This window comes from Nostoc sp. LEGE 12454 (assembly GCF_056620565.1).
In genome coordinates this window covers 115584-136397 of the sequence record NZ_JBWQXL010000002.1, presented here as the reverse complement: position 1 = coordinate 136397, position 20814 = coordinate 115584, and the positions used below count along the sequence as shown (strand labels likewise).

General features: G+C 40.3%; 19 protein-coding genes. 11 read left to right on the top strand and 8 right to left on the bottom strand.

Annotation, left to right across the window (positions count from 1 at the left end):
- Positions 1-522 precede the first annotated feature (522 nt).
- From AC1F2U_RS02725 to AC1F2U_RS02700, 6 genes are all read left to right on the top strand, one after another.
- Positions 523-1029, top strand: a complete 507-nt coding sequence (locus AC1F2U_RS02725; RefSeq protein ID WP_292810698.1) for an RNA recognition motif domain-containing protein — start codon at positions 523-525, stop codon at positions 1027-1029.
- 460 nt (positions 1030-1489) lie between these two features.
- Positions 1490-1930, top strand: coding sequence for a SufE family protein (locus AC1F2U_RS02720; RefSeq protein WP_480259739.1), 441 nt, complete (start codon positions 1490-1492; stop codon positions 1928-1930).
- A 95-nt stretch (positions 1931-2025) separates the two neighbouring features.
- The gene (locus AC1F2U_RS02715) at positions 2026-2934 is read left to right on the top strand and encodes an alpha/beta fold hydrolase (protein ID WP_480259738.1); all 909 of its coding nucleotides are present in this window, start codon (positions 2026-2028) and stop codon (positions 2932-2934) included.
- Positions 2935-3163: 229 nt separating this feature from the next.
- A complete protein-coding gene (locus tag AC1F2U_RS02710; protein WP_322637243.1) occupies positions 3164-4135 on the top strand; it encodes a CobW family GTP-binding protein in 972 nt (323 codons plus the stop codon).
- 79 nt (positions 4136-4214) lie between these two features.
- Positions 4215-5276, top strand: a complete 1062-nt coding sequence (locus AC1F2U_RS02705) for a WD40 repeat domain-containing protein (RefSeq protein ID WP_480259737.1) — start codon at positions 4215-4217, stop codon at positions 5274-5276.
- Positions 5277-5354: 78 nt separating this feature from the next.
- Positions 5355-5627, top strand: a complete 273-nt coding sequence (locus AC1F2U_RS02700) for a hypothetical protein (RefSeq protein WP_480259736.1) — start codon at positions 5355-5357, stop codon at positions 5625-5627.
- 101 nt (positions 5628-5728) lie between these two features.
- Here AC1F2U_RS02700 and AC1F2U_RS02695 read toward each other — a convergent pair whose 3' ends face one another.
- The gene (locus AC1F2U_RS02695) at positions 5729-5953 is read right to left on the bottom strand and encodes a hypothetical protein (RefSeq protein ID WP_094349445.1); all 225 of its coding nucleotides are present in this window, start codon (positions 5951-5953) and stop codon (positions 5729-5731) included.
- A gap of 3 nt (positions 5954-5956) precedes the next feature.
- Between AC1F2U_RS02695 and AC1F2U_RS02690 the strand changes: the two genes are divergently transcribed.
- Complete coding sequence (locus tag AC1F2U_RS02690; protein WP_480259735.1) at positions 5957-7561, top strand: NAD(P)H-quinone oxidoreductase subunit N; 1605 nt, start codon at positions 5957-5959, stop codon at positions 7559-7561.
- 85 nt (positions 7562-7646) lie between these two features.
- Here the strand turns inward: AC1F2U_RS02690 and AC1F2U_RS02685 are convergent, their stop codons facing one another.
- The 6 genes from AC1F2U_RS02685 to AC1F2U_RS02660 all read right to left on the bottom strand — a co-directional run bounded on the left by AC1F2U_RS02685 (position 7647) and on the right by AC1F2U_RS02660 (position 15398).
- Positions 7647-9038, bottom strand: a complete 1392-nt coding sequence (locus AC1F2U_RS02685; protein ID WP_480259734.1) for an ATP-binding protein — start codon at positions 9036-9038, stop codon at positions 7647-7649.
- 86 nt (positions 9039-9124) lie between these two features.
- On the bottom strand, positions 9125-9667 hold the full coding sequence (locus tag AC1F2U_RS02680; RefSeq protein WP_480259733.1) for a methanogen output domain 1-containing protein: 543 nt from the start codon (positions 9665-9667) through the stop codon (positions 9125-9127).
- 533 nt (positions 9668-10200) lie between these two features.
- Positions 10201-11244, bottom strand: coding sequence for a sensor histidine kinase (locus tag AC1F2U_RS02675; RefSeq protein ID WP_480259732.1), 1044 nt, complete (start codon positions 11242-11244; stop codon positions 10201-10203).
- A gap of 6 nt (positions 11245-11250) precedes the next feature.
- On the bottom strand, positions 11251-12402 hold the full coding sequence (locus AC1F2U_RS02670; RefSeq protein WP_480259731.1) for an FIST signal transduction protein: 1152 nt from the start codon (positions 12400-12402) through the stop codon (positions 11251-11253).
- Positions 12403-12444: 42 nt separating this feature from the next.
- Positions 12445-13764: a hybrid sensor histidine kinase/response regulator gene (locus tag AC1F2U_RS02665; RefSeq protein ID WP_480259730.1), complete on the bottom strand. Its 1320-nt coding sequence runs from the start codon at positions 13762-13764 to the stop codon at positions 12445-12447.
- Positions 13765-14747: 983 nt separating this feature from the next.
- Entirely contained in the window at positions 14748-15398 is a 651-nt protein-coding gene (locus tag AC1F2U_RS02660; RefSeq protein ID WP_480259729.1) for a response regulator, read from the bottom strand.
- Positions 15399-15632: 234 nt separating this feature from the next.
- Here AC1F2U_RS02660 and lipA point away from each other — a divergent pair, with 234 nt between their 5' ends.
- Together lipA and psaX are read left to right on the top strand one after the other, a co-directional pair.
- Entirely contained in the window at positions 15633-16607 is a 975-nt protein-coding gene (gene lipA / locus AC1F2U_RS02655; protein WP_480259728.1) for a lipoyl synthase, read from the top strand.
- A 155-nt stretch (positions 16608-16762) separates the two neighbouring features.
- Positions 16763-16900, top strand: coding sequence for a photosystem I protein PsaX (gene psaX / locus AC1F2U_RS02650; protein WP_094349435.1), 138 nt, complete (start codon positions 16763-16765; stop codon positions 16898-16900).
- Positions 16901-16921: 21 nt separating this feature from the next.
- On the opposite strand, the gene AC1F2U_RS02645 is transcribed toward psaX, so the two are convergent.
- Positions 16922-17788, bottom strand: a complete 867-nt coding sequence (locus tag AC1F2U_RS02645; RefSeq protein WP_334899445.1) for a branched-chain amino acid ABC transporter permease — start codon at positions 17786-17788, stop codon at positions 16922-16924.
- A gap of 208 nt (positions 17789-17996) precedes the next feature.
- On the opposite strand from AC1F2U_RS02645, the gene hrmK reads away from it, so the two are divergent.
- Both hrmK and larE read left to right on the top strand, forming a co-directional pair.
- Positions 17997-19847 (top strand): hybrid histidine kinase/response regulator HrmK, encoded by a 1851-nt coding sequence (gene hrmK, locus AC1F2U_RS02640; RefSeq protein WP_480259727.1) that lies wholly within the window; start codon positions 17997-17999, stop codon positions 19845-19847.
- Positions 19848-19973: 126 nt separating this feature from the next.
- Positions 19974-20801: an ATP-dependent sacrificial sulfur transferase LarE gene (gene larE, locus AC1F2U_RS02635; RefSeq protein ID WP_480259956.1), complete on the top strand. Its 828-nt coding sequence runs from the start codon at positions 19974-19976 to the stop codon at positions 20799-20801.
- The last annotated feature ends 13 nt before the right edge of the window (positions 20802-20814 follow it).

Below are 20814 nucleotides of genomic sequence, written 5' to 3'. Positions count from 1 at the left end.
GACATAACTCAGCATCACTGCTTAGTTGTGGATTTAGGTGCTTTTTCCCCGCTCTATACCTTTTTATCCTCCCAACACAGCAGCAAATTAACCAGCCAGTGGCTGGTTTTTGTTTCAAAATATGCTCACTTGCATAAAAAAATGTGTTTTATGTTACGATGCAGTAATAGTAATGCTGAAAATGTAGGCGCTAAACTAGCTACGTAGAAAATACCGTGGTAATGTAAGGAATGGTATTTGATTCTGCGAAAAAGGGCATAGAAGAAAGCGTGTACTTTAGCAGGCAATAGGCTATTAAATTTACAATTCTTAGAATTAAGGTGTTATTAGCTCACCATAGTGTGGGCCTTTGGATTAAACAAGCTTGATCCCGACGAAAAACTGTATTGTTGTATAGGTTGACAGTTTCGAGCAAAAAAATTGGTTTATGGCAGTCTTGGTCAATAGCATCTATTTAAAAGCCAAAGCTAAGTGATTGTTTTCTTGCCTTGCCATGTTCATTCAACTCTGGAGGTATAGTTCATGTCCGTTCGCCTATATATAGGTAATTTGCCTAAAGATGAAATAGATCGTCAAGATCTGCAAGCCGTTTTTGCAGCAGAAGGTGATGCTGTAACTACTAAATTAATTAAAGACCGTAAAACTGGCAAATGTCGTGGTTTCGGTTTTCTTACAGTCAACAATGACGAACAAGCTGACGAAATTATTGAAAAGTATAATGGTCAGATGTTCAAAGATACTCCCATTAAGCTAGAGAAGGCATTACCTCGGACAAAGGGTGAAGAGGGCGACGAGCAAGCTCCTAAACCAGTTACTCTTGCTAGTAATAGTACCCCGACTCCTAGCCCCACTAGAGAAGGTAGCCGTCGTGAGAAAAGCTCTAAAAAGCCCCGTCGTGGCGGCGGTGGCGGAGGTTCTCGCGAAAGCAGCACTACAACCACCGATTCAGACGCTATTCGTCCAGATCCTCGTTGGGCTTCGGAATTAGAAAAGCTGAAGCAGATGCTAGCTGCACAAACTACAAATTAATCCTCAAGGGAGAGAAATTAAAAATTAAAAATCAGAATTTTTTTTGATTTTTAATTTTTATAATTGTTGATAATTATCTAGCTGCTTAGTTTAATGAACTTGCAGCTAATTTTGTAAGTACGTAGGCGCAGTCCGCTGTAGGCATCGAATTGTCGAATCGTGGAGAATTGAGGGTTGAAATTTAAACGCAGAGGAACGCAAAGGTAAGCGCAGAGGCACGCAGAGAATATGCTACAAAGTAATATTTTTTTACTTAGAATAAAATTAAGTTTAAGTTTTTGTGATTAGACACATTAAAAAACCTGGACGATGGGGATACGATGCCTGCGGCGGGCTGCGCCTACGCAGTAATTATCTGGCTTTGATAAATTAGAGTCAGTAATGGCAAGAAAACCGGAGGCGCGATCGCTCTAAAGATAATCTACACTCAAGGAGATACCGATCGTTTTCAGCTTCTGTTATGTCCTCAACTCTAGATTCTTTGCCACCTGCGCTCGCTAAAATTGTCCAGCGCTTTCAACGCGCTTCCGAACCGAAGCGACGCTACGAACAGCTAATCTGGTACGCTCAGAAGCTCAATGAGTTCCCAGAAGCTGATAAATTACCTGAAAATAAAGTTCCTGGTTGCGTGTCTCAAGTTTATATCACCGCAGCCTTAGATGACGGTAAAGTTGTATTTCAGGGCGATTCCGATTCTCAGTTAACCAAAGGATTAGTCGGGCTTCTGGTTGAAGGATTGCATGGGCTAACGCCAACTGAGATTGTCCAACTTACTCCAGATTTTATTCAAGAAACAGGTTTAAATGTTAGTCTTACACCTTCCCGTGCTAATGGGTTTTACAACATTTTTAAAACCATGCAAAAAAAAGCATTGGAATGTAAGTTAGATTTGCCTAACTAAACTTGGTCATTTGTCATTAGTCATTGGTCATTAGCAAAAGACAAAGGACAAATGACAACTAGACAAATAAGGTACAACTACCAAAATTTAGTCTCATGTCAACCAATGTATTATCTACCTCTGCTGCTATTGGCTTTGGTGGAGTAGTTCAAGAATATCTCTGGAATTTTGAAAATCAGCAATTGCGCGTTGTTTATGAAATCCTCGGTAAAGGTTCACCGCTATTGCTGCTACCATCTTTCAGCAGTGTTTCGACGCGTTTGGAAATGGGCGAACTTGCTAAGTTACTAGCTCCCAATTTTCAAGTTGTAGCAATAGACTGGCCAGGTTTTGGTGAATCTTCTCGCCCTAGTTTGAATTACCGACCAGAAATATATCAGCAATTTCTGGAAGATTTTGTCAAAGCTGTTTTTAATACTACCGTTACTGTAGTAGCGGCTGGTCATGCTGCTAGTTACGTTTTACAATTAGCTGTCAAAAAACCTGATACTTTCTCACGAATTTTATTGTTAGCTCCTACTTGGCGTGGGCCTTTGCCAACAATGGGGGCAAGTCAGCAAATAGCTGGCATGGTGAGAGAATTGGTGCGATCGCCTATACTTGGTCAAGCTCTCTACAAACTCAACACTACTCAATCTTTCTTAAGTTTTATGTACCGCCGTCATGTCTTTACTGATGCGGCTAAAATTACACCCAGTTTCATTGAAAAGAAGTGGCACACGACTCAACAACCAGGAGCGCGATTTGCATCTGCTGCCTTTGTAACTGGTAATCTCGATGCTGTACGCGAACAATCTGATTTTCTGGGACTTGTGCAGTCTTTAACTGTACCGCTCATGGTAGTAATTGGGGAATCCAGCCCCCCCAAATCACGAGTAGAAATGAACGCTTTGGTAGCCTTACCAGGAGTGAAAAGCGTTGTTGTTCCTGGTTCTCTGGGACTGCATGAAGAATACCCAGCTGTTGTTTTAGAAGCAGTTCAAGATTTTTTATTATCTAAATAATAATTAACTATAAATGAACGTAGGGGCGCACATCTGTACGCCCCTACATTCATTCCAATGAAAATCGCCATACTATATTTACAGATGCATAAAAATAAAATGTTCTGTGATTAAATTATGTGATTATTTTGCTGAAACCAAAGAAATAGCAATTTAGCACAAAAATAGAAAAAGATTTATCATGGGCGATAATGATTATCCATAAGGTGAGATAAAGGGAATTTAGAGTATGGTGGCTGACGTAATTAACAATTCAGTTCCCGTTACTGTTCTGACAGGCTATTTGGGAGCAGGTAAAACGACTCTACTCAATCACATCCTCACCTACGAACACGGCAAAAAAGTTGCTGTGATTGTCAATGAATTTGGGGAAGTGGGTATTGATAATCAATTGATTATCGATGCAGATGAAGAAATATTTGAAATGAATAATGGCTGTATCTGTTGTACAGTACGCGGCGATTTAATTCGCATCATTGGCAACTTGATGAAGCGACGCGATAAATTTGACCATTTAGTAATTGAAACAACTGGATTAGCCGATCCTGCACCAGTGATTCAAACATTTTTTGTTGATGAAGATTTGCAAAGTCAACTGTCTTTAGATGCGGTGGTGACAGTCGTAGATGCCAAACACATCTCGCAGCACTGGGATGCAGACGAAGCACAAGAACAGATTGCCTTTGCCGATGTAATTTTACTTAATAAAACAGATTTGGTAGCCCCAGAAGAGTTAAATGAATTAGAAAAACGGATTCGGGCGATGAATGCGATCGCAAAAATCTACCGTACCCAAAATTCTGAACTCGGAATGGATGCTTTATTAGGTGTAAAAGCCTTTGATTTAGATCGTGCATTAGAAATCGATCCAGATTTCTTAGGCGAAGATGCCCACGTACACGATGAAACTGTCTTTTCTGTGGCTTTAGTAGAAGCAGGTGCAGTCGATGGAGAAAAATTAAACGCTTGGCTTTCGGAGTTACTGCGTACCCAAGGGCCAGATATTTTTCGGATGAAAGGCATTTTAAATATTGCTGGAGAAGATAATCGATTTGTATTCCAAGGGGTACACATGATATTTGATGGCAAACCCGATCGCCCCTGGAAACCAAGCGAAACCCCCAAAAACGAACTAGTCTTTATTGGCCGCAACCTTGATGCAGCCCAACTCAAGCAAGATTTTCTTGCTTGTCTAGCGTAAATAGAAAGTTAGGAGTTATGAGTGATAAGTTATAAATTCCTAACTTCTAACTTCTAACTCCTAACTTCTCCACATAACTATGAACACCACAACCAGCAAATCTAAGGAATTTGAACAACACTATTCGGGGACACTTTCAGATTATGTAACTGCGATCGCTTGGTCGCCACAAGGTCAAAGTTTAGCAGCAACTTCCGCCGCTGGGGAAGTAGTTTTGTGGAATGATGGCGAACTCACAACCTTACAAACTGGTAACGGTAAATCAGTAGACTGTCTAGCTTTTTCACCAGATGGGAAATTTTTAGCTGTTGGTGGACAAGATGGACAGGTAAAAATTTGGCGCAACACTGAATTAATCGCCACATTAGAAAATGCTCCCGCATGGGTTGACAAGCTAGCTTGGAATTACACCAGTAACCAACTGGCTTTTAGTTTGGGGCGTTATGTCCAAGTCTGGGATGCAGATACTCGTGAAATTGTCGTGACACTGAATTTCGACAACTCTTCAGTATTGGGTATAGATTGGCGCATTGATGGGCAGTATTTGGCTATCGGTGGTTACAAGGGAATGAAGATTTGGCATAGTCAAAACTGGGATGAAGAACCGTACAGCTTAGATATGACTACTGTCAGTTTAGCTATGGCTTGGTCGCCCGATGGCAAATTCCTGGCTTCTGGCAACATGGATCGTAGTGTCACCGTTTTAGAATGGAACAACCCCGATCCTTGGGTGATGCGCGGCTTCCCCGGTAAAATTCGCCAATTGGCATGGTCAGAAGCTATGACTAAAGTAGGTGCGCCAATACTGGCATCTTCTAGCGTTGAAGGTATTGTGGTTTGGGAAAAGCTAGAGGATGATTCATTAGGTTGGGAAGCACGAGTATTAACTAATCATGTGGGTACGATCAATGCGATCGCCTTTGCACCCAAAAGCTTCCTTCTCGCTTCTGCTGCTGCTGATGGCTGGTTATGTTTGTGGAACCAAGCCAAGGAAGTATCCCAAATTATCACAGGTGTCTCAGCAGGATTTTCCACTCTAGCTTGGCATCCCCAAGGTAAGTTACTGGCCGCAGGTGGTGAGCAGGGCGAATTACTTGTATGGTCAAAGGTTTTGCGGGGTCAAGGATTTGGGCGCAGTTAAGCAATACTTGGTAATTAAAATTGAAGCTCGGCAATTTATTAGCTATGCTGTATCAGCAAAGCTATCTTTGTGTGAATTATGAAAATTGTCAAACTGATTTTACTTGCCTGTCCCGCATTTCTGGTATCCATGCTGCTGGTAATCAATCCAGCAAACGCATCTAGCCTAAAATCTACATACGCTACCCAAATTATGATGGTAGTATCTACACAACAAATTTCCGATCTGGCAACACCAAACTTGATTCAAACATCTAACCCGATAATCGATCGAGTTGGTTGCAATTGTGCCAACTGTGTTCAGTCTAAATTTCAGTCGTTACAAGGCAAGCTGCCATCAGTCGGTTTTTAATAAAGTTAGGAGTTATGAATATTGTTGGGGCACAGCATTGCTGTGCCCTTATTAATTTTATCAGCTTTTTGTACGTAAATATTGCGCTGGTTGCAGCATAATTATTGATGATATTCGCTAAAAGTCACGCCTGAAAAACGAAGTAGGAAAGTTGTTAAGTGAATCCCTGGATACTGAGAAAGCTGCTGGTAAAGTAGTAAGGTTGGTGCAATCGCCATCTGCATCCAAGCTGTTAAGCTCTTGTTAAAAGAGCTAGTCCGGGGATTAGAAAACTTGCTAGAGTGAACAGAGTTAGCCTTAATGTCTAATCGCCAAAACCTATACATCTCATGGATTTTGCTAATATTGCATCCCAGCTAAATGCTGGAACGATTTTACCAGAGGGGATTGTTATTCTCACCCTCTTGGGGGTTTTGATTGTTGATTTGATTTTGGGGCGTACATCCGCGCGCTGGATTGGATATCTAGCGATCGCAGGTTTATTTGCTTCGATTATCGCCCTATATTTTCAATGGGACTCTCCTAATCCCATCGGTTTTACCGGTAGCTTTAACAGTGATGACCTGAGTATCGTCTTTCGCGGTATTATTGCCTTGTCTGCGATTGTGACTATACTAATGTCAATTCGCTACGTTGAGCAGAGCGGCACCGCTTTAGCAGAATTTCTCGCTATTTTGCTGAGTGCTACTTTAGGAGGGATGTTTTTATCCGGGGCTAGTGAGTTGGTGATGATTTTCATCTCCCTAGAAACCCTGAGTATTTCCTCTTACCTGTTGACAGGTTATACCAAGCGTGACCCCCGCTCCAACGAAGCGGCGCTGAAATACTTGTTAATTGGAGCTTCCAGTACAGCAATATTTTTGTACGGTGTATCCCTGCTGTATGGACTATCTGGAGGACAAACCGAACTCAGTGCGATCGCAAATGGCATTGCCACAGCAAAAGTGGGACAATCTTTAGGTTTAGTGATTGCCCTGGTTTTTGCGATCGCGGGTATTGGCTTCAAAATCTCCGCTGCACCCTTCCACCAGTGGACACCAGACGTTTATGAAGGCGCTCCCACCCCAGTCATCGCCTTTTTATCTGTCGGTTCCAAAGCAGCTGGGTTTGCCTTAGCTATCCGCTTGCTGACAACAGCCTTCCCCCTTGTTGCTGACGAGTGGAGGTTTGTCTTCACAGCTCTGGCCGTTCTCAGCATGATCTTGGGTAACGTAGTCGCCCTAGCCCAAACCAGCATGAAACGGATGCTAGCTTATTCATCCATTGCCCAAGCTGGGTTTGTGATGATTGGCTTGATTGCTGGTACTCAGGCAGGCTATGCCAGTATGATATTCTACTTACTGGTTTACCTGTTCATGAACCTGTGCGGCTTTACCTGCATCATCCTATTCTCACTGCGGACAGGAACCGACCAGATTGCCGAATACTCTGGCTTATATCAGAAAGACCCACTCTTGACACTAGCGTTGAGTATCTCGCTGCTTTCCTTGGGTGGTATTCCACCATTAGCTGGGTTTTTCGGCAAGATTTACTTATTCTGGGCTGGTTGGCAAGCAGGACTTTATTGGTTAGTTTTGTTGGGTTTAGTTACCACCGTCGTCTCCATCTACTATTACATTCGCGTAGTTAAGATGATGGTAGTCAAAGAACCCCATGAAATGTCCGACGCGGTGAAGAATTATCCACAAGTGCGTTGGGATTTACCTGGGTTAAGACCTTTGCAGGTTGGGTTGGTGGTAACATTTATTGCCACTTCTATAGCAGGGATTTTGTCAAATCCACTGTTTACATTGGCTAACAATTCCATTTCCCATACCCCATTTTTGCAAGCAACAATCAACACTAATGTAAAAGCAGAAAATCCACTGCTTTTACCAAAGTTAGATTCGGTTAGTCAGTCTGAATCCTCTGTTGATTCTACTGCCAAGATATAACTGAGTCTTAACCAGATTTTATACTCAAAAACACGCCTGTTTGCTAATGAGCAGACAGGCGTTGTTATATCTTTTAACTGAAATTTTATGAGGCTGATTGAATAGGTATTTTAATTAGAAATTCTGCACCTTTTCCTGGAACAGAAAAACAGTTAAGTTGCCCGTTATGTTTTTCAACTATAATTTGATAGCTTATATATAGCCCTAGTCCAGTACCTTTACCCACAGTTTTAGTGGTAAAAAATGGATCGAATAGCTTTGAGCGAACTTGTTCATTTATCCCCAAACCATTATCAGCAATACTAACCTCTATCCATTTTTCATCGATTAGCTCAGTTTTAATTTGAATTTGGGGATTATTATTTATTAGTTTTTGACTTTCAGTTTTTTGTGTATTTACTTCTGAATCCTGACTGTTGAGCGCTGATGCTTCAAGTGCATCGATTGCATTAGCAAGAATATTCATAAACACTTGATTGAGTTGACCAGGATAGCAAGTTACATTCGGTAGCTGACTATATTTTTTGATGACTTTGATTTCTGGGTACTCATGCCTAGCTTGCAGGCGATGCTCCAAAATCATCAAAGTGCTATCAATTCCTTCATGGATATTGACTTGCTTAAGTTCTGCTTCATCCAGCCTGGAAAAATTACGTAGTGATTTAACAATTTCCTGAATTCGTTCTGCTCCCACTTGCATTGACTGGAAGAGTTTGGTTATATCTTGAATCAAAAAATCTAAGTCTATTTCTTCTACTTGCTGTTGGATTTCTGGAGGAGTATTTGGAAAAGCTTGTTGGTAAACTTCGACTAATTTCAGTAAATCTTGAGTGTATTTATGAGCGTGGTGAAGGTTCCCATAAATAAAACTCACGGGGTTATTAATTTCATGAGCAATACCAGCGACCATCTGGCCTAAACTAGACATTTTCTCAGCTTGGATAAGCTGAGTTTGGGTAAGTTGTAGTTCATTTAGTGTGTTTTGTAAAGCAGTTGTACGTTCCTCGACCCGAATTTCTAGCTCTTGATTCGCTTTCTTGAGCGCTTCCTCTGCTTGTTTTCGTCTCTGAACTTCTTTGCCTAACTCATCGATTTTTTCGTTCAAGAGAACGAAATTACTGCTAGTCAAAGTTCTATTTTCCAAGCGTAAGAGAATTAAAGCTGAAGATTCAGGAGACCAAGGTTGAATAACGGCTCCTTGGCTACGACATATTAACGTTTGTCCATCATTCTTTCGTAAAGTCAAAGAGCCAATTACCATTGCCCTGCTACTTGAACAAGCTTGCAGATACTTTACAATATCGTTGGCTGGCTCAGTTACAATTTCATAAAGCATTTTTCCCCGCAATTCTTGACGGCGTAACCCCAACATATCTGCTAATGGTTGATTGGTAGCTAACAGCTGACCCTCTCCATTCACCAAAAGTAAAGGTTCTGGTAAAACTCTGGCAAATTCAAGAAATTGTTCAGGAGTCATGGGGCTTCAACTTTCACGGTTTGACTCTACTTTACATATCTGCACTCAGCTTAATCCTGGAGTTATTTTGTTTGATGGTGAAGGATTTACACAGATTCTAGTCCCCTAAAGTATTCTCGACCTTCTGCATCTTCTGCCTCTTCTGTAACTTTTAAGTAAACAATAACTTTACATCCAGAATAACCTTGTGCTATCGTCTCTTGCAATTCTACTTTTGCATATCCTAGATTATTAGCTGCGATCGTTCCAAAAACGTTTGAAGTCATCATGCACATGGCAGGGCGATTAAGTACTTTGTCGCCAAATGGGCAAACACGGTTGCCAAAAACAATTTTTTCATCATTCTGCTCAATGACATAAAAATCGCCCTGGATTCGTTTTTTTAAATCAATCAAGACATCAGCTACCTGCCTACGAGAAAGGTTAGAGATTTCCAGGGCAGATTTATAATCTTGGTTAATCTGCCTTCCCATCCTTTCACCAACAACGCTAATAAATCCCGAAGCTTCTTCTAAACCCACTACATCCTGTAAAGTACCAGATAATTCTCTGATTAGTGTACGTAAAAATATGTCGCGTTCTAAAGAAAGATTAAGCGTAGTTATTGACTGCTTGGGTACATCGATCATAAATTTTGAGAATACAATCTTGTAAGTACAGTTATAGAGTTCCCCAAAATTTCTCTAAAGTAACTACTTAAGTTTTTTATTCTGAGAATTTAATGTTTGCTTTTGGTTCTAATGAAAAAAATGTCCATAACAAATTCTGAGCCGGATTATTCAGTTTATGGTTTTGCATAGTCTCTTCTATGTTACGTCCTCATTATCCTTTCTAACCCTCCTTAAAAACTAGGGAATTAGATCGAGTCTGAAAAAGGTTAGCCAGCAAAACATTCAGTATTTTCACCATGAGAAGTAAACTTGGGCTGAGAAAATCTTTTGGGGCAAAATTTTTTTAACACTAAATATATTTTGTTATCAATCCACATAGGAATATACTTATTCGGAATCAGTATACAAGTTTTCTATTTTCTATAACTAAACTTTGTCTTTTAAAAACGTAATTAATTACAAACTAGAAAGTAAAAAATTACATTAATGTAATTTAATAACATATTGAAAAGTTGTTTTTAATAGTTAAAGTAATCTCTGCTTTTACTATTTTAACAAATAGGTATAGTGATGATAAACTCAGATCCTTTTTCTAAAACAGAATTTACTTCTAGAGTTCCTTTATGTTTTTGGACAATTATTTGATAAGCAATTGATAATCCTAATCCTGTTCCTTTTCCTACAGGTTTGGTTGTGAATAAATGATCGAATATTTTTTGCTGAACATCAGCCGATATCCCCACCCCATTATCTTGAATCCGAATTGAGACATGATTCTTATCTTCAGTGAGGGCAGTATGAATTGTAATTTGATTGGGATTTAGCTTAATATCATTAAAACTCAGTCCAGCATTAGACTCATCTAAAGCATCAATGGCATTTGCCAAAAGATTCATAAATACCTGATTCAATTGTCCTGGAAAGCATTCTACTAAGGGGAATTCTTCGTAATATTGAACTACTTGAATAGCAGGACGAATCTTATTAGCTTGTAACCGATGCTTGAGAATGAGGAGAGTACTGTTAATACCTTCATGAATATTAAACAGAGTTTTTTTTTCTGTGTCTGCTCTAGAGAAAGTTCGCAGGCTGTCACTAATATTGGAAATACGATCTGTACCTTCTCTCATTGAGGAAATGAGTTTAGGTAGATCCTCGCGTACATATTCTAGGTCAATCATTTTGATTGTTTCTTGAATTTGCTGAGATGCTTTGGGATAGGTCTGTTGATAGAGGTCAATTAGATGTAATAAATTTTCAATATACTCTTTCGCTGGAGCCAGATTACCTACAATAAATCCAACTGGGTTATTAATCTCATGAGCTACATCTGCTACCATACTTCCCAAAGTAGACATCTTATTCTCCATTATTTGAAGATTAAAAAGCATCATTTCTAGCTCATAGCTTCTTTCTTCTAATTTATTTTGATATTCCTTTAATTCATCAATTACTCTCCTGAGCAAAGATTCTTTTTTTCGATTTGTTTCTTCAAGTTTTCTCCGATCTGATTCAGAACGCTCTAATTTCTTTTGGATAATTCGATTGGCTTTTTTTAATTCTTTAATTTCTTGTTGATAATCTAATATTTCCATTAATCTTTACTGATTTCCCAAAATTAAAGTTACAAAAGTTTCATTGTGGAATTGCGTCTGGCTAATTCCATCTATAGGAGCGATTTCTCCATAAGAATAAAATCCACAGGCAGGTAAATAGTCAGTCAGACAAAGTTTTGTATTTTGATACTCTTCTTGTGCCCTAGTACCAAGTATTTGTCGACGAGCTACACATGAAAAAAATAAAACAGCACTTGGTTCTGTACCAGGATAATTATCTAAGGCATTCATAAATGATGCCTTGGAAGCTGCCAAAATATCTTCATAACCTGCTTCGGAAATTTGAATAATTGCTCGATTGGGAATATCTCCAAAAAAGGTTATACTACTAGATTCTTGATTGTAAGCAATAGGTGCTCTTATATAAAAACTGTTTTCATTATCATCAAATACTGCTAGTGGATATTCCATTGAAGGTGGAAGCAAACCTAAATAATGATGATAAAAATCTAAAGCTGGTTTACCATCTATTTCATAGACTATATTTTTATCTACCTTAGTCACTTTGCTTGTTTGACCAATGGGATGCCAACCACTTGCAACAGCGTGAGAAAACAATATTGTGCCGGAAAAAAGTAGAATTGGTACAGAATCACTTAATACTTCTGTTTGAAAAAATTGATATGTACTTTGATATCTTGATTGATCGCCTGCCAAACCACCGAATATTGGCACATATTGACCAAGAGCTAGCTTTAAGCCATTTAATATAGAGACACCACTAGTTGTGAGGCTCTCTGGATGAGTTAAGCATAGCTTTGGAGCTGCGGTACTTTTTGCTTTGGCTTGCTCTACAGCTTGTTTAGTTGCAGTAATTGGATCGTCTGAAACTTTACGTCCAACTCCTGCATGAATTTCAACTTCGTCTGAGCAAAACAACATCAAAGTGATTGAATCTTGCTGAAACTCTAAGACTGAAGAAATTTCTCCATCTGTTGTTCCCCCAATCAACTCAATTCCCGGAAAAAACCGATCGATTTGTTGCAAAATAAGAACATGATCGAAGTCAATTGCAGCAAATATAATCCCAGCTTTTGGTATATCTCCTGCAAGAGAACTGGCACATTGCTGAAGAACTTCTTCGACTGCTGCAAGAGAATCTGGATCGTTACTGTGACCTACTACTGCCTTGAACATAAATTTATTTGTTATGTTGATAAATGTAACTTACTATAATTATTAAATGGGAAGTTTAATGATAAATTCTGAACCTTGCCCTATGGATGAATTTACCTCTAGAGTTCCTCCATGTTTTTCGACAACAATCTGACGAGCAATTGATAACCCTAATCCTGTACCTTGACCCACAGGCTTGGTGGTGAATAAATAGTCAAAGATTTTTTTTTGGACATCAACCGGCATTCCCACACCATTATCTTTAATCCTAATCAAAATATAATTTTTATCTTCAGCGAGAGTAGTTTGAATCAAAATTTGATTAGGATTTGCTTCAATTTCCATATAGGTAAGTCCTACATTAGACTCCTCTAAAGCATCAATAGCATTAGCTAATAAATTCATAAATACTTGATTGAGTTGTCCGATAAAACATTCTAATTCTGGCAATATATCGTAATCTCTAATTACTTGAATATCGGGTCGAGCTTCGGATGCTTTTAAACGGTGTTTGAGAATCATAATTGTACTGTCTATGCCATCATGAATGTTGCAAGACACTTTGCGATCGCTATCTGCTCGAGAAAAGGTTCTCAAGCTAGTACTAATGTTGCGAATGCGCTGAACTCCCTCTTTCATTGAGGTAATTAAATTAGGTAGATCGGTAAGTATATACTTCAAATCTATGGCTGCAATTTCCTCTTGAATTTCTGGAACTGGATTAGGATAGTGCTGCTGATAGAGGTCAATAATGTTAATCATGTCTTGGAAATATACTGAAGCGTGTCCAAGATTGCCATGAATGAAACCAACTGGATTATTAATTTCATGAGCAACTCCTGCTACTAATTGACCAAGAGCAGACATTTTTTCTGTCTGTACAAGCTGAAGTTGAGACTCTTGTAAGTCTTTTAATGCCCTAGATAATGCTGATGTCCTTTCTAAAACTCGTTTTTCTAAAGTTTTTGTGAGATTTCGTAATTGAAGATGGGTTTTAATTCTAGCTAATAACTCTTCTTGATTAAAGGGTTTTGTGATGTAATCAACTGCTCCTATGTTTAGACCCTTTACCTTACTATGACTATCAGAATTTGCTGTCATAAAAATTACAGGGATATCACAAGTAGCTGAATTTGCTTTCAGTCTTTTACAAGTTTCAAATCCATCTATTCCTGGCATCATCACATCTAATAAAATTAAGTCAGGAAGTTGAGACTCAACCTGCTTCAGTGCTTTTTCTCCATCATTTTCTGTGATAACTTTAAAACCGACATTAGTTAATGTATCAAAGACAATTTCTAAATTAGTAGTAGTATCATCTACCACTAAGATTAAACTATCTTCTGGGGCATAAAGCATTTTCATATCTGGTATTTCATTCATATATTTAAATTAATTTTATTCATTGTTAGTTATTCCCTATTTGCCCTGCGATCGCAGCTAATTCCCCTCTATTTTCTTGGTAGACAGGCTGCAAATTTATCTTCTGACAACCCTATAGTTCCCAAAAACTCTGATAACAGCAACATTTTCATACTAAATTGCCTATAGCATTGCGTTGGGGCGATCGCTAATGGACATCAATCACCAAAGTTGAAAATCCTTTTTTATAAAGCGATCGCTTTGAAATTAGTTATTTTCACTCTTGTTTTATGAGAAAATTAGCGCTAACTAACAACAATATTCTTGATACCTTAAGTTCAATACAGTTCAGTTTGTGCTGGTAGCGGTAAGCAAAGCCATGCCGCAGGCTTATCGCCTGCGTTCCTCTTCGGTTTTGGTATTAACGTAGACGCGGCTTGCCGAAGGCATCACCTGTTCAATGGCAAAAGCTGGAATCGCTATCTCGATTGCTTTCAGTACGTCACTACTTTATATATCTGGAGACACCAATGAGAAATCTTTGAGATGCACCACACGCTCATTTTCATTCTTGAGCCAATGCTTAATTTACATGACTTTCAGCCTTAGCTGAATCGTATTGGACTATGCTCATAATTATTGTTTCTATGGCTTATTATTCCTGCGCAAAGACTATCCTCATCATGAAATAGGATTTTTTTGATTAATTTGTATTATAAAATATGACTGTTAATATATTTTTTTAATAAATATCTGAATCTTAAACTGTAGTGTTTTATCATCAAGTGAAGTACATATCAAAATCTCAACACAACCCTTCTTTGAACTTACTAAGAGGGAAGATAAAGTACAGCTTTACCGGGCTTAGGTCAAGCTGTACCTCACTAAATAATGATGATTTATCAACATAAGTGTTTTTGAACTAACTATTTTTATCCGCTTTTAATCGGACACCAGTATAGATGGTGTATTTTTGGCTGCGATAATAATAACGAGCACAAATACTACTTGATTTTTTGTTTAATAAAGGTCACAACCTGAGTAAGCTGTTTCTTCAAACCATCAATTTCTGCTTGCATTTTGACAATTTTCTCATTCAATGCATTAATTTCTGCCTCGGAGACTCCTCCAGTACTGGGGGTTGTGATGCTGGGGGCTGTGACGCTAGAGTTTGCAACGCTAGGAGCTACTACCGTACCATTGGCGACACCAGAGGTTGCTACTGTGCCATTTTTTACAGCAACCGCTGCTCCTACTGTAACTAGTTCTGGGCGTGGCTGTTTTGCCTTGGCCATAGCTAGCTTAATCGCACCAATTAGTTGTTTCTGATCGAAAGGTTTGCCCAGAAATTCAAAATATTCAAATGGTTCTGTGATTTTCTCAGTCACCTCTTCCTTGCGACCAGACATGATCACTAAAGGAATTTTCCTTAACTCTGGATCGGCTTGAACTTTCTGGAAAACCTCCCAGCCACTCATTTTAGGCAACAGGAAATCCAGCATAATCAGGCTGAGTTTTTCCTGAAGGATGAAATTTAGTCCTTCCACACCGTCTTTTGCTTCCAGTACCTCAAAATTGCCCGGAGGCAACATTTCTCGTACTTTTACCCTGACAACTGTAGTGTCATCGATAACTAAAATCTTGTTGCTTGCCACGACTGTTTGCTCTAACAGAAACTATAAGTGTAAATAGCGGCTTTGCCGATTGTCCTTGAGAATCCTCCCACTATATACATAATTTCTAGCAATTGGGGGATAGTATATTTCGGTATAAATGACATTGTTAGAGGTGTTTTGCAAAACTTTTGCTTGCGCTCTTTTAAATTTGTGTCATTGTGATATTTAATCAACAGACCACTACATCTATATCCGCATCTTGCTTGGATGTTTATGATTTCGTCACAACAAGCCGAACTAAAGTCTGAAATTAAGGCAATGCCTAGCTGGTTACGTCGCCCGATTGGTAAAGCCAGTGAAATCTCTACCGTACAACGCATTATTAAGCAGCGCCAAATTCACACGATTTGTGAAGAAGGGCGCTGCCCTAACCGCGGAGAGTGCTATGCCCAAAAAACTGCAACTTTTTTGCTAATGGGGCCTACATGCACGCGCTCTTGTGCTTTCTGTCAAGTAGATAAAGGTCATGCACCAATGCCTCTTGATTTAGAGGAACCTGAAAAGGTTGCCCAAGCGGTGCAGCTTTTGGGGTTGCGTTATGTGGTGCTGACTTCTGTAGCCCGTGATGACTTGCCCGATCGAGGTGCAGGCCATTTTGTAAAGACGATGGCAACTATCCGCCAATTGAATCCAGAGGTTCAAATAGAAGTGCTGACCCCAGATTTTTGGGGTGGTGCTGGTGTTGGAGAGTCAGGTCAACGCCAGCGGATAGCGATGATTGTCAAAGCCCAACCAGCTTGTTTCAATCACAATATTGAGACAGTGCAACGCTTAACTGGGCCAGTGCGCCGGGGAGCCAAGTACGATCGCTCGCTCTCGGTACTAGCTATGGTCAAAGAAATCGATTCGACAATTCCCACCAAATCAGGTTTGATGCTGGGACACGGAGAAACACTTGATGAAGTCGTTGAAGCAATGGCTGATTTAAGGGCTGTGGAATGCGATCGCTTGACTATCGGGCAGTATATGCGTCCTTCTCTAGAACATTTGCCAGTCCAAAAATATTGGACTCCAGAGGAATTCGATCGGCTTGGCAGATTAGCATGGGAAATGGGATTCAACCATGTTCGTTCTGGGCCTCTGGTTCGCAGTTCCTATCATGCTGGAGAGGAGGGAGCAGGGCAGGCAGGGGAGCAGGGGAGCAGGGGAGCAGGGGAGGCAGAGGAGGCAGGGGAGAAGTTGCAGTAAGTTTTTCCCCTCTGTCCCTCTGCCTCTTGTGCCCCTCCGCCTCTTGTGCCCAATGCCCAATTCTTAACTTCACACAAATATTCTTGAAGAATTTGAGTATTTGGTACACCAGTTTGGTATTTCTTAAAAAGTCCTGACATTAGGAGAATCGCATTATGACTGCTAAAAGCAAAGATTTACCAGTTGCCGACAGTGGAGCTAAACCTCCCTATGCCTTTCGCACAGGCTGGGCACTGTTCTTGTTAGCTATCAATTTTTTGGTAGCAGCCTACTATTTCCACATTATTGAGTAGTTAGAAGTGGATAGGTGCTGCTCAAATCGTTCCTTTGAATAAACCTTTGGGACGAATGAGCAGCACCAAAATCATGATTAACAGTGCGACACCTTGTTTATACTGTGACCCCAGCCAAGGAGTACTGACTTCCTGGACGATGCCAATGATAAAAGCTGCTGCGATCGCGCCGTAGGGGTTGCCAATCCCCCCAAGTATTACTGAGGCAAACAATGGTAAGATTAAAAACCAACCCATATTCGGGCGCACGGCTGTAATCAACCCATACATACTGCCACCCAGTGACGTAAGAGTGCCAGCAATTACCCAAGTCCAGAAAATTACTCGATCGACATTAATACCTGAAACCCTGGCTAAGTCCAGATCGTCCGCAACTGCTCGCATCGCCTTACCAATTTTGGTATTTTGCAGCAGGTAATGCAGTGCCAAAATTGCTAGCACCGCCAATCCCAATACCAATAATTGATTTTGCGGTATCTTTAAACCCAAAATATCTAAAGCCGGAGTAACAGGTAAATTATAATTTTGGTTCCTACCACCCCAGATAAAAATAATCCCATTGCGAAGAAATAAGGCAAGTCCAATAGAAATAATAATTAGCGTAGTCGAAGTAGCACGGATAGAGCGCATCTTTGACCACAGTAACTTTTCCGATAACAGCATTGCTGCTACCGTTCCCGCCGCCGCCAAAATCATCGACAGCCAAATATTGACTCCAATGGTGTTTATCAGCCAAGTTAAATAGGCTCCTAAAGTGAGAAAGTCACCATGAGCAAAGTTCGATAGCCGTAAAATTCCATAAGTAAGAGTCAGTCCGACTGCGGCTAGAGCAATAATGCTCCCCACCGCAATCCCATTCACGATTAGTTGGGCGAATTGTGCATCCATAAGTTTTCAGCTGCGTTGAAAAAATTTTAGGTTAGTGGTTCATACAATAATTTTTTTTTGGACTAGCTGCTAAACTCGACATCATAAGTTATGGTTTATAACAACATAAGTTATCGTTTATAAATAAAAAAGAATTGTCCGCTAATATACATAAAATCCTGTTGGGATTTTTATGCGTAGCTAAACTTGTTCAGCGGTCTAGTTGACCATGCAGCAGTATTCAAGCTTACCAGACCAGAAATCACTGATAGATGCAACGCCAAAACTTTTGACAACAATTGAGCAACTTCGCGCGCAGCTGTGGCTGGAGAGCAGCTTAAACCAGTTGCAAAGTCGCCTTAATGATTGCTTGCTTTCTGCTTGTAATACTGTCCCACAGTCAGAAGCAGCACAAGCGGAAATTTTCCAAACCGTGGTTAACGAGATTAACAGTGCTATTCACAGCAGTAATCTGGCACTTACAGAATGTGCCGTAGGCATCGCTATGTGTCAACCACAAGAAGCTGTTGCCACAGTTTGCTATGTTTCTCGTTCTTCATCGCCAAATTCATCACCTTTATTTTTAGAAGTGCCGACAGCAGAAAAAAAGCTGCTGTTGAGATTGCAAGAAGTTATAAAAATTGAAGATTTACAACAGCTTGAGAATCAGCAACTACCGAGCGCTTGGCGGTTGGCGGATGATTCTGGCATTATCGGCTGGCTAATTCTTGCCACAGCGCCCCTAAGTTCTCATCATGAGTCGTTCATAGAATCGCAAGCTCAACTCAGATCGCAATTGATAACAAGGTCTGCCAAATGCTGTGCTACAGCCTTGCTACAACTTAGAAACATCCTGTCTTGGCCGCAACGGTGTCAACAGTTAAGTAACTCTAATCAAGAATTGGAGCGCACTAATCAACTAAAAAATCAGTTTCTGGCAAACACCAGCCACGAAATTCGCACACCGCTTAGTTCCATTATTGGGTTTACCCATCTGCTTTTAGCTCCAGGGTACGAACCAACTAAAGAACGGCAGCAAGAGTATTTAAATATCATTCAGTCTAGCGGTAAACACTTACTAGCTCTGATTAATGATATTTTGGATCTCTCTAAAATTGAAGCAAATCAGCTAGAAGTACAGTGGGAAACAGTAGATGTGCCAATACTGTGTAGCAATGTTTTGGCATTGGTGAAAGAGAAAGCTGCTAATAAAGGTTTGAAACTGTGTCTAGAACTTGAACCCGATATTACAACCTTAGTAGCTGACCCCTTACGACTCAAGCAAATGTTGTTGAATTTACTCTTCAACGCCCTAAAGTTTACCAGTAAAGGAAGTGTTGGCTTACAGATTGCTTCCAAAGGTGCATTTGTGCATTTTACAGTTTGGGATACTGGCACTGGCATTTCCCAAGAAGACCAAGCTCAACTGTTTCAACCCTATTTCCAAATTGCTAAGGTTGTAGCTGATGGTGTTGAAGGTACTGGTTTAGGTTTAACAGTGACTCGGAAACTCGCCGAAATTCACGGTGGTTCTGTGAAAGTGGAATCTGAAGAAGATCGCGGTTCCCGTTTTACCCTCGTACTTCCCCTTAAACAAGAGGTAGGAGTGAGGGTAGATGAGGAAGCAGGGGAAGATGAAGGAACAGGGGGAGAAAATTTTTCCTCATTTCCTCTGCCTTTGACACCTAGTTCTTCTGTAAACATTTTGCTGGTAGAAAATGATTTACCCAATGCTGATTTGATGCAAATTTATCTACGTAAATTTGGATATCAAGTGACTTGGGTTAAGAATGCTGACGAGATGTGGGAAGCCCTAACACAGTTAGATGCAGCGGTAATTTTAATGGATGTTTGTTTGGCAGATGGAAATGGTCTTAACTTGGTACAACAACTGCGAGAACATCAGCAATATCGGACGATTCCGGTAATTGTTCAAACAGCAATGGCGATGAAAGGCGATCGCGAAACTTGTCTAGCTGCTGGAGTAAATGACTATATTTCTAAACCAATTGATTTACCACTTTTAGCCAGTCTGGTGGCTAAGTACTGTCAAGCACCAACGTTGCTTGATGGGGAGTAGGGAGTAGGGGAGATGAGGGAGACAACGAGAATAACCATGCCCAATGCCCCATGCCCCATGCCCCAAAAGTAATGACTACAATATAAAAGATTGGGTGCTATAAGGTTTTGGCAGGATTGGGAAATGATGCTGACAGAAAAATTTGAGCAATTAAAAGCCTTATTTAGAGAAATGGAGCAGGCGTTGATTGCCTACTCTGGGGGCGTTGATAGCACTTTGGTTGCCAAAATTGCTTATGATGTGTTGGGCGATCGCGCTTTGGCTGTCACGGCTGTTTCTCCTTCACTGTTACCAGAAGAATTGGAAGACGCCAAAATTCAAGCTGCAACAATTGGGATTCCTCATAAAATCGTCCAGACTCACGAGATGGAAAATCCCAATTACACTTCTAACCCGGTTAATCGCTGTTATTTTTGCAAAAGTGAGTTGCACGACACTCTCAAACCTTTAGCTTTAGAACTGGGTTATCCTTATGTGGTGGATGGGGTGAATGCTGATGATTTGCATGATTATCGCCCAGGAATTCAGGCGGCTAAAGAAAGAGGGGCGCGATCGCCTTTAGCAGAAGTGAGTGTCACCAAAGTTGAAGTTCGCCAACTTTCGCAACAACTCGGTTTACCTTGGTGGGATAAACCTGCTCAACCTTGTCTCAGTTCCCGGTTTCCTTACGGTGAAGAGATTACTGTCGCTAAGTTGCAACGAGTCGGCAGAGGAGAAATTTATCTGCGAAAGTTAGGTTGGCAGAATTTGCGCGTGCGATCGGAAGGGGATACAGCACGTATTGAATTACCACCAGAACAAATCAAAGAGTTTGTATTAACTAACGATTTACAAACGTTAGTTTCGGCATTTCAAGATTTTGGATTTATCTACGTAACCTTAGATTTAGAAGGTTATCGTAGCGGGAAGTTGAATCAGGTTTTAAATAGGGAAGCCTTGGGCGTTAAAGTATAGGATTTTTGTTGTA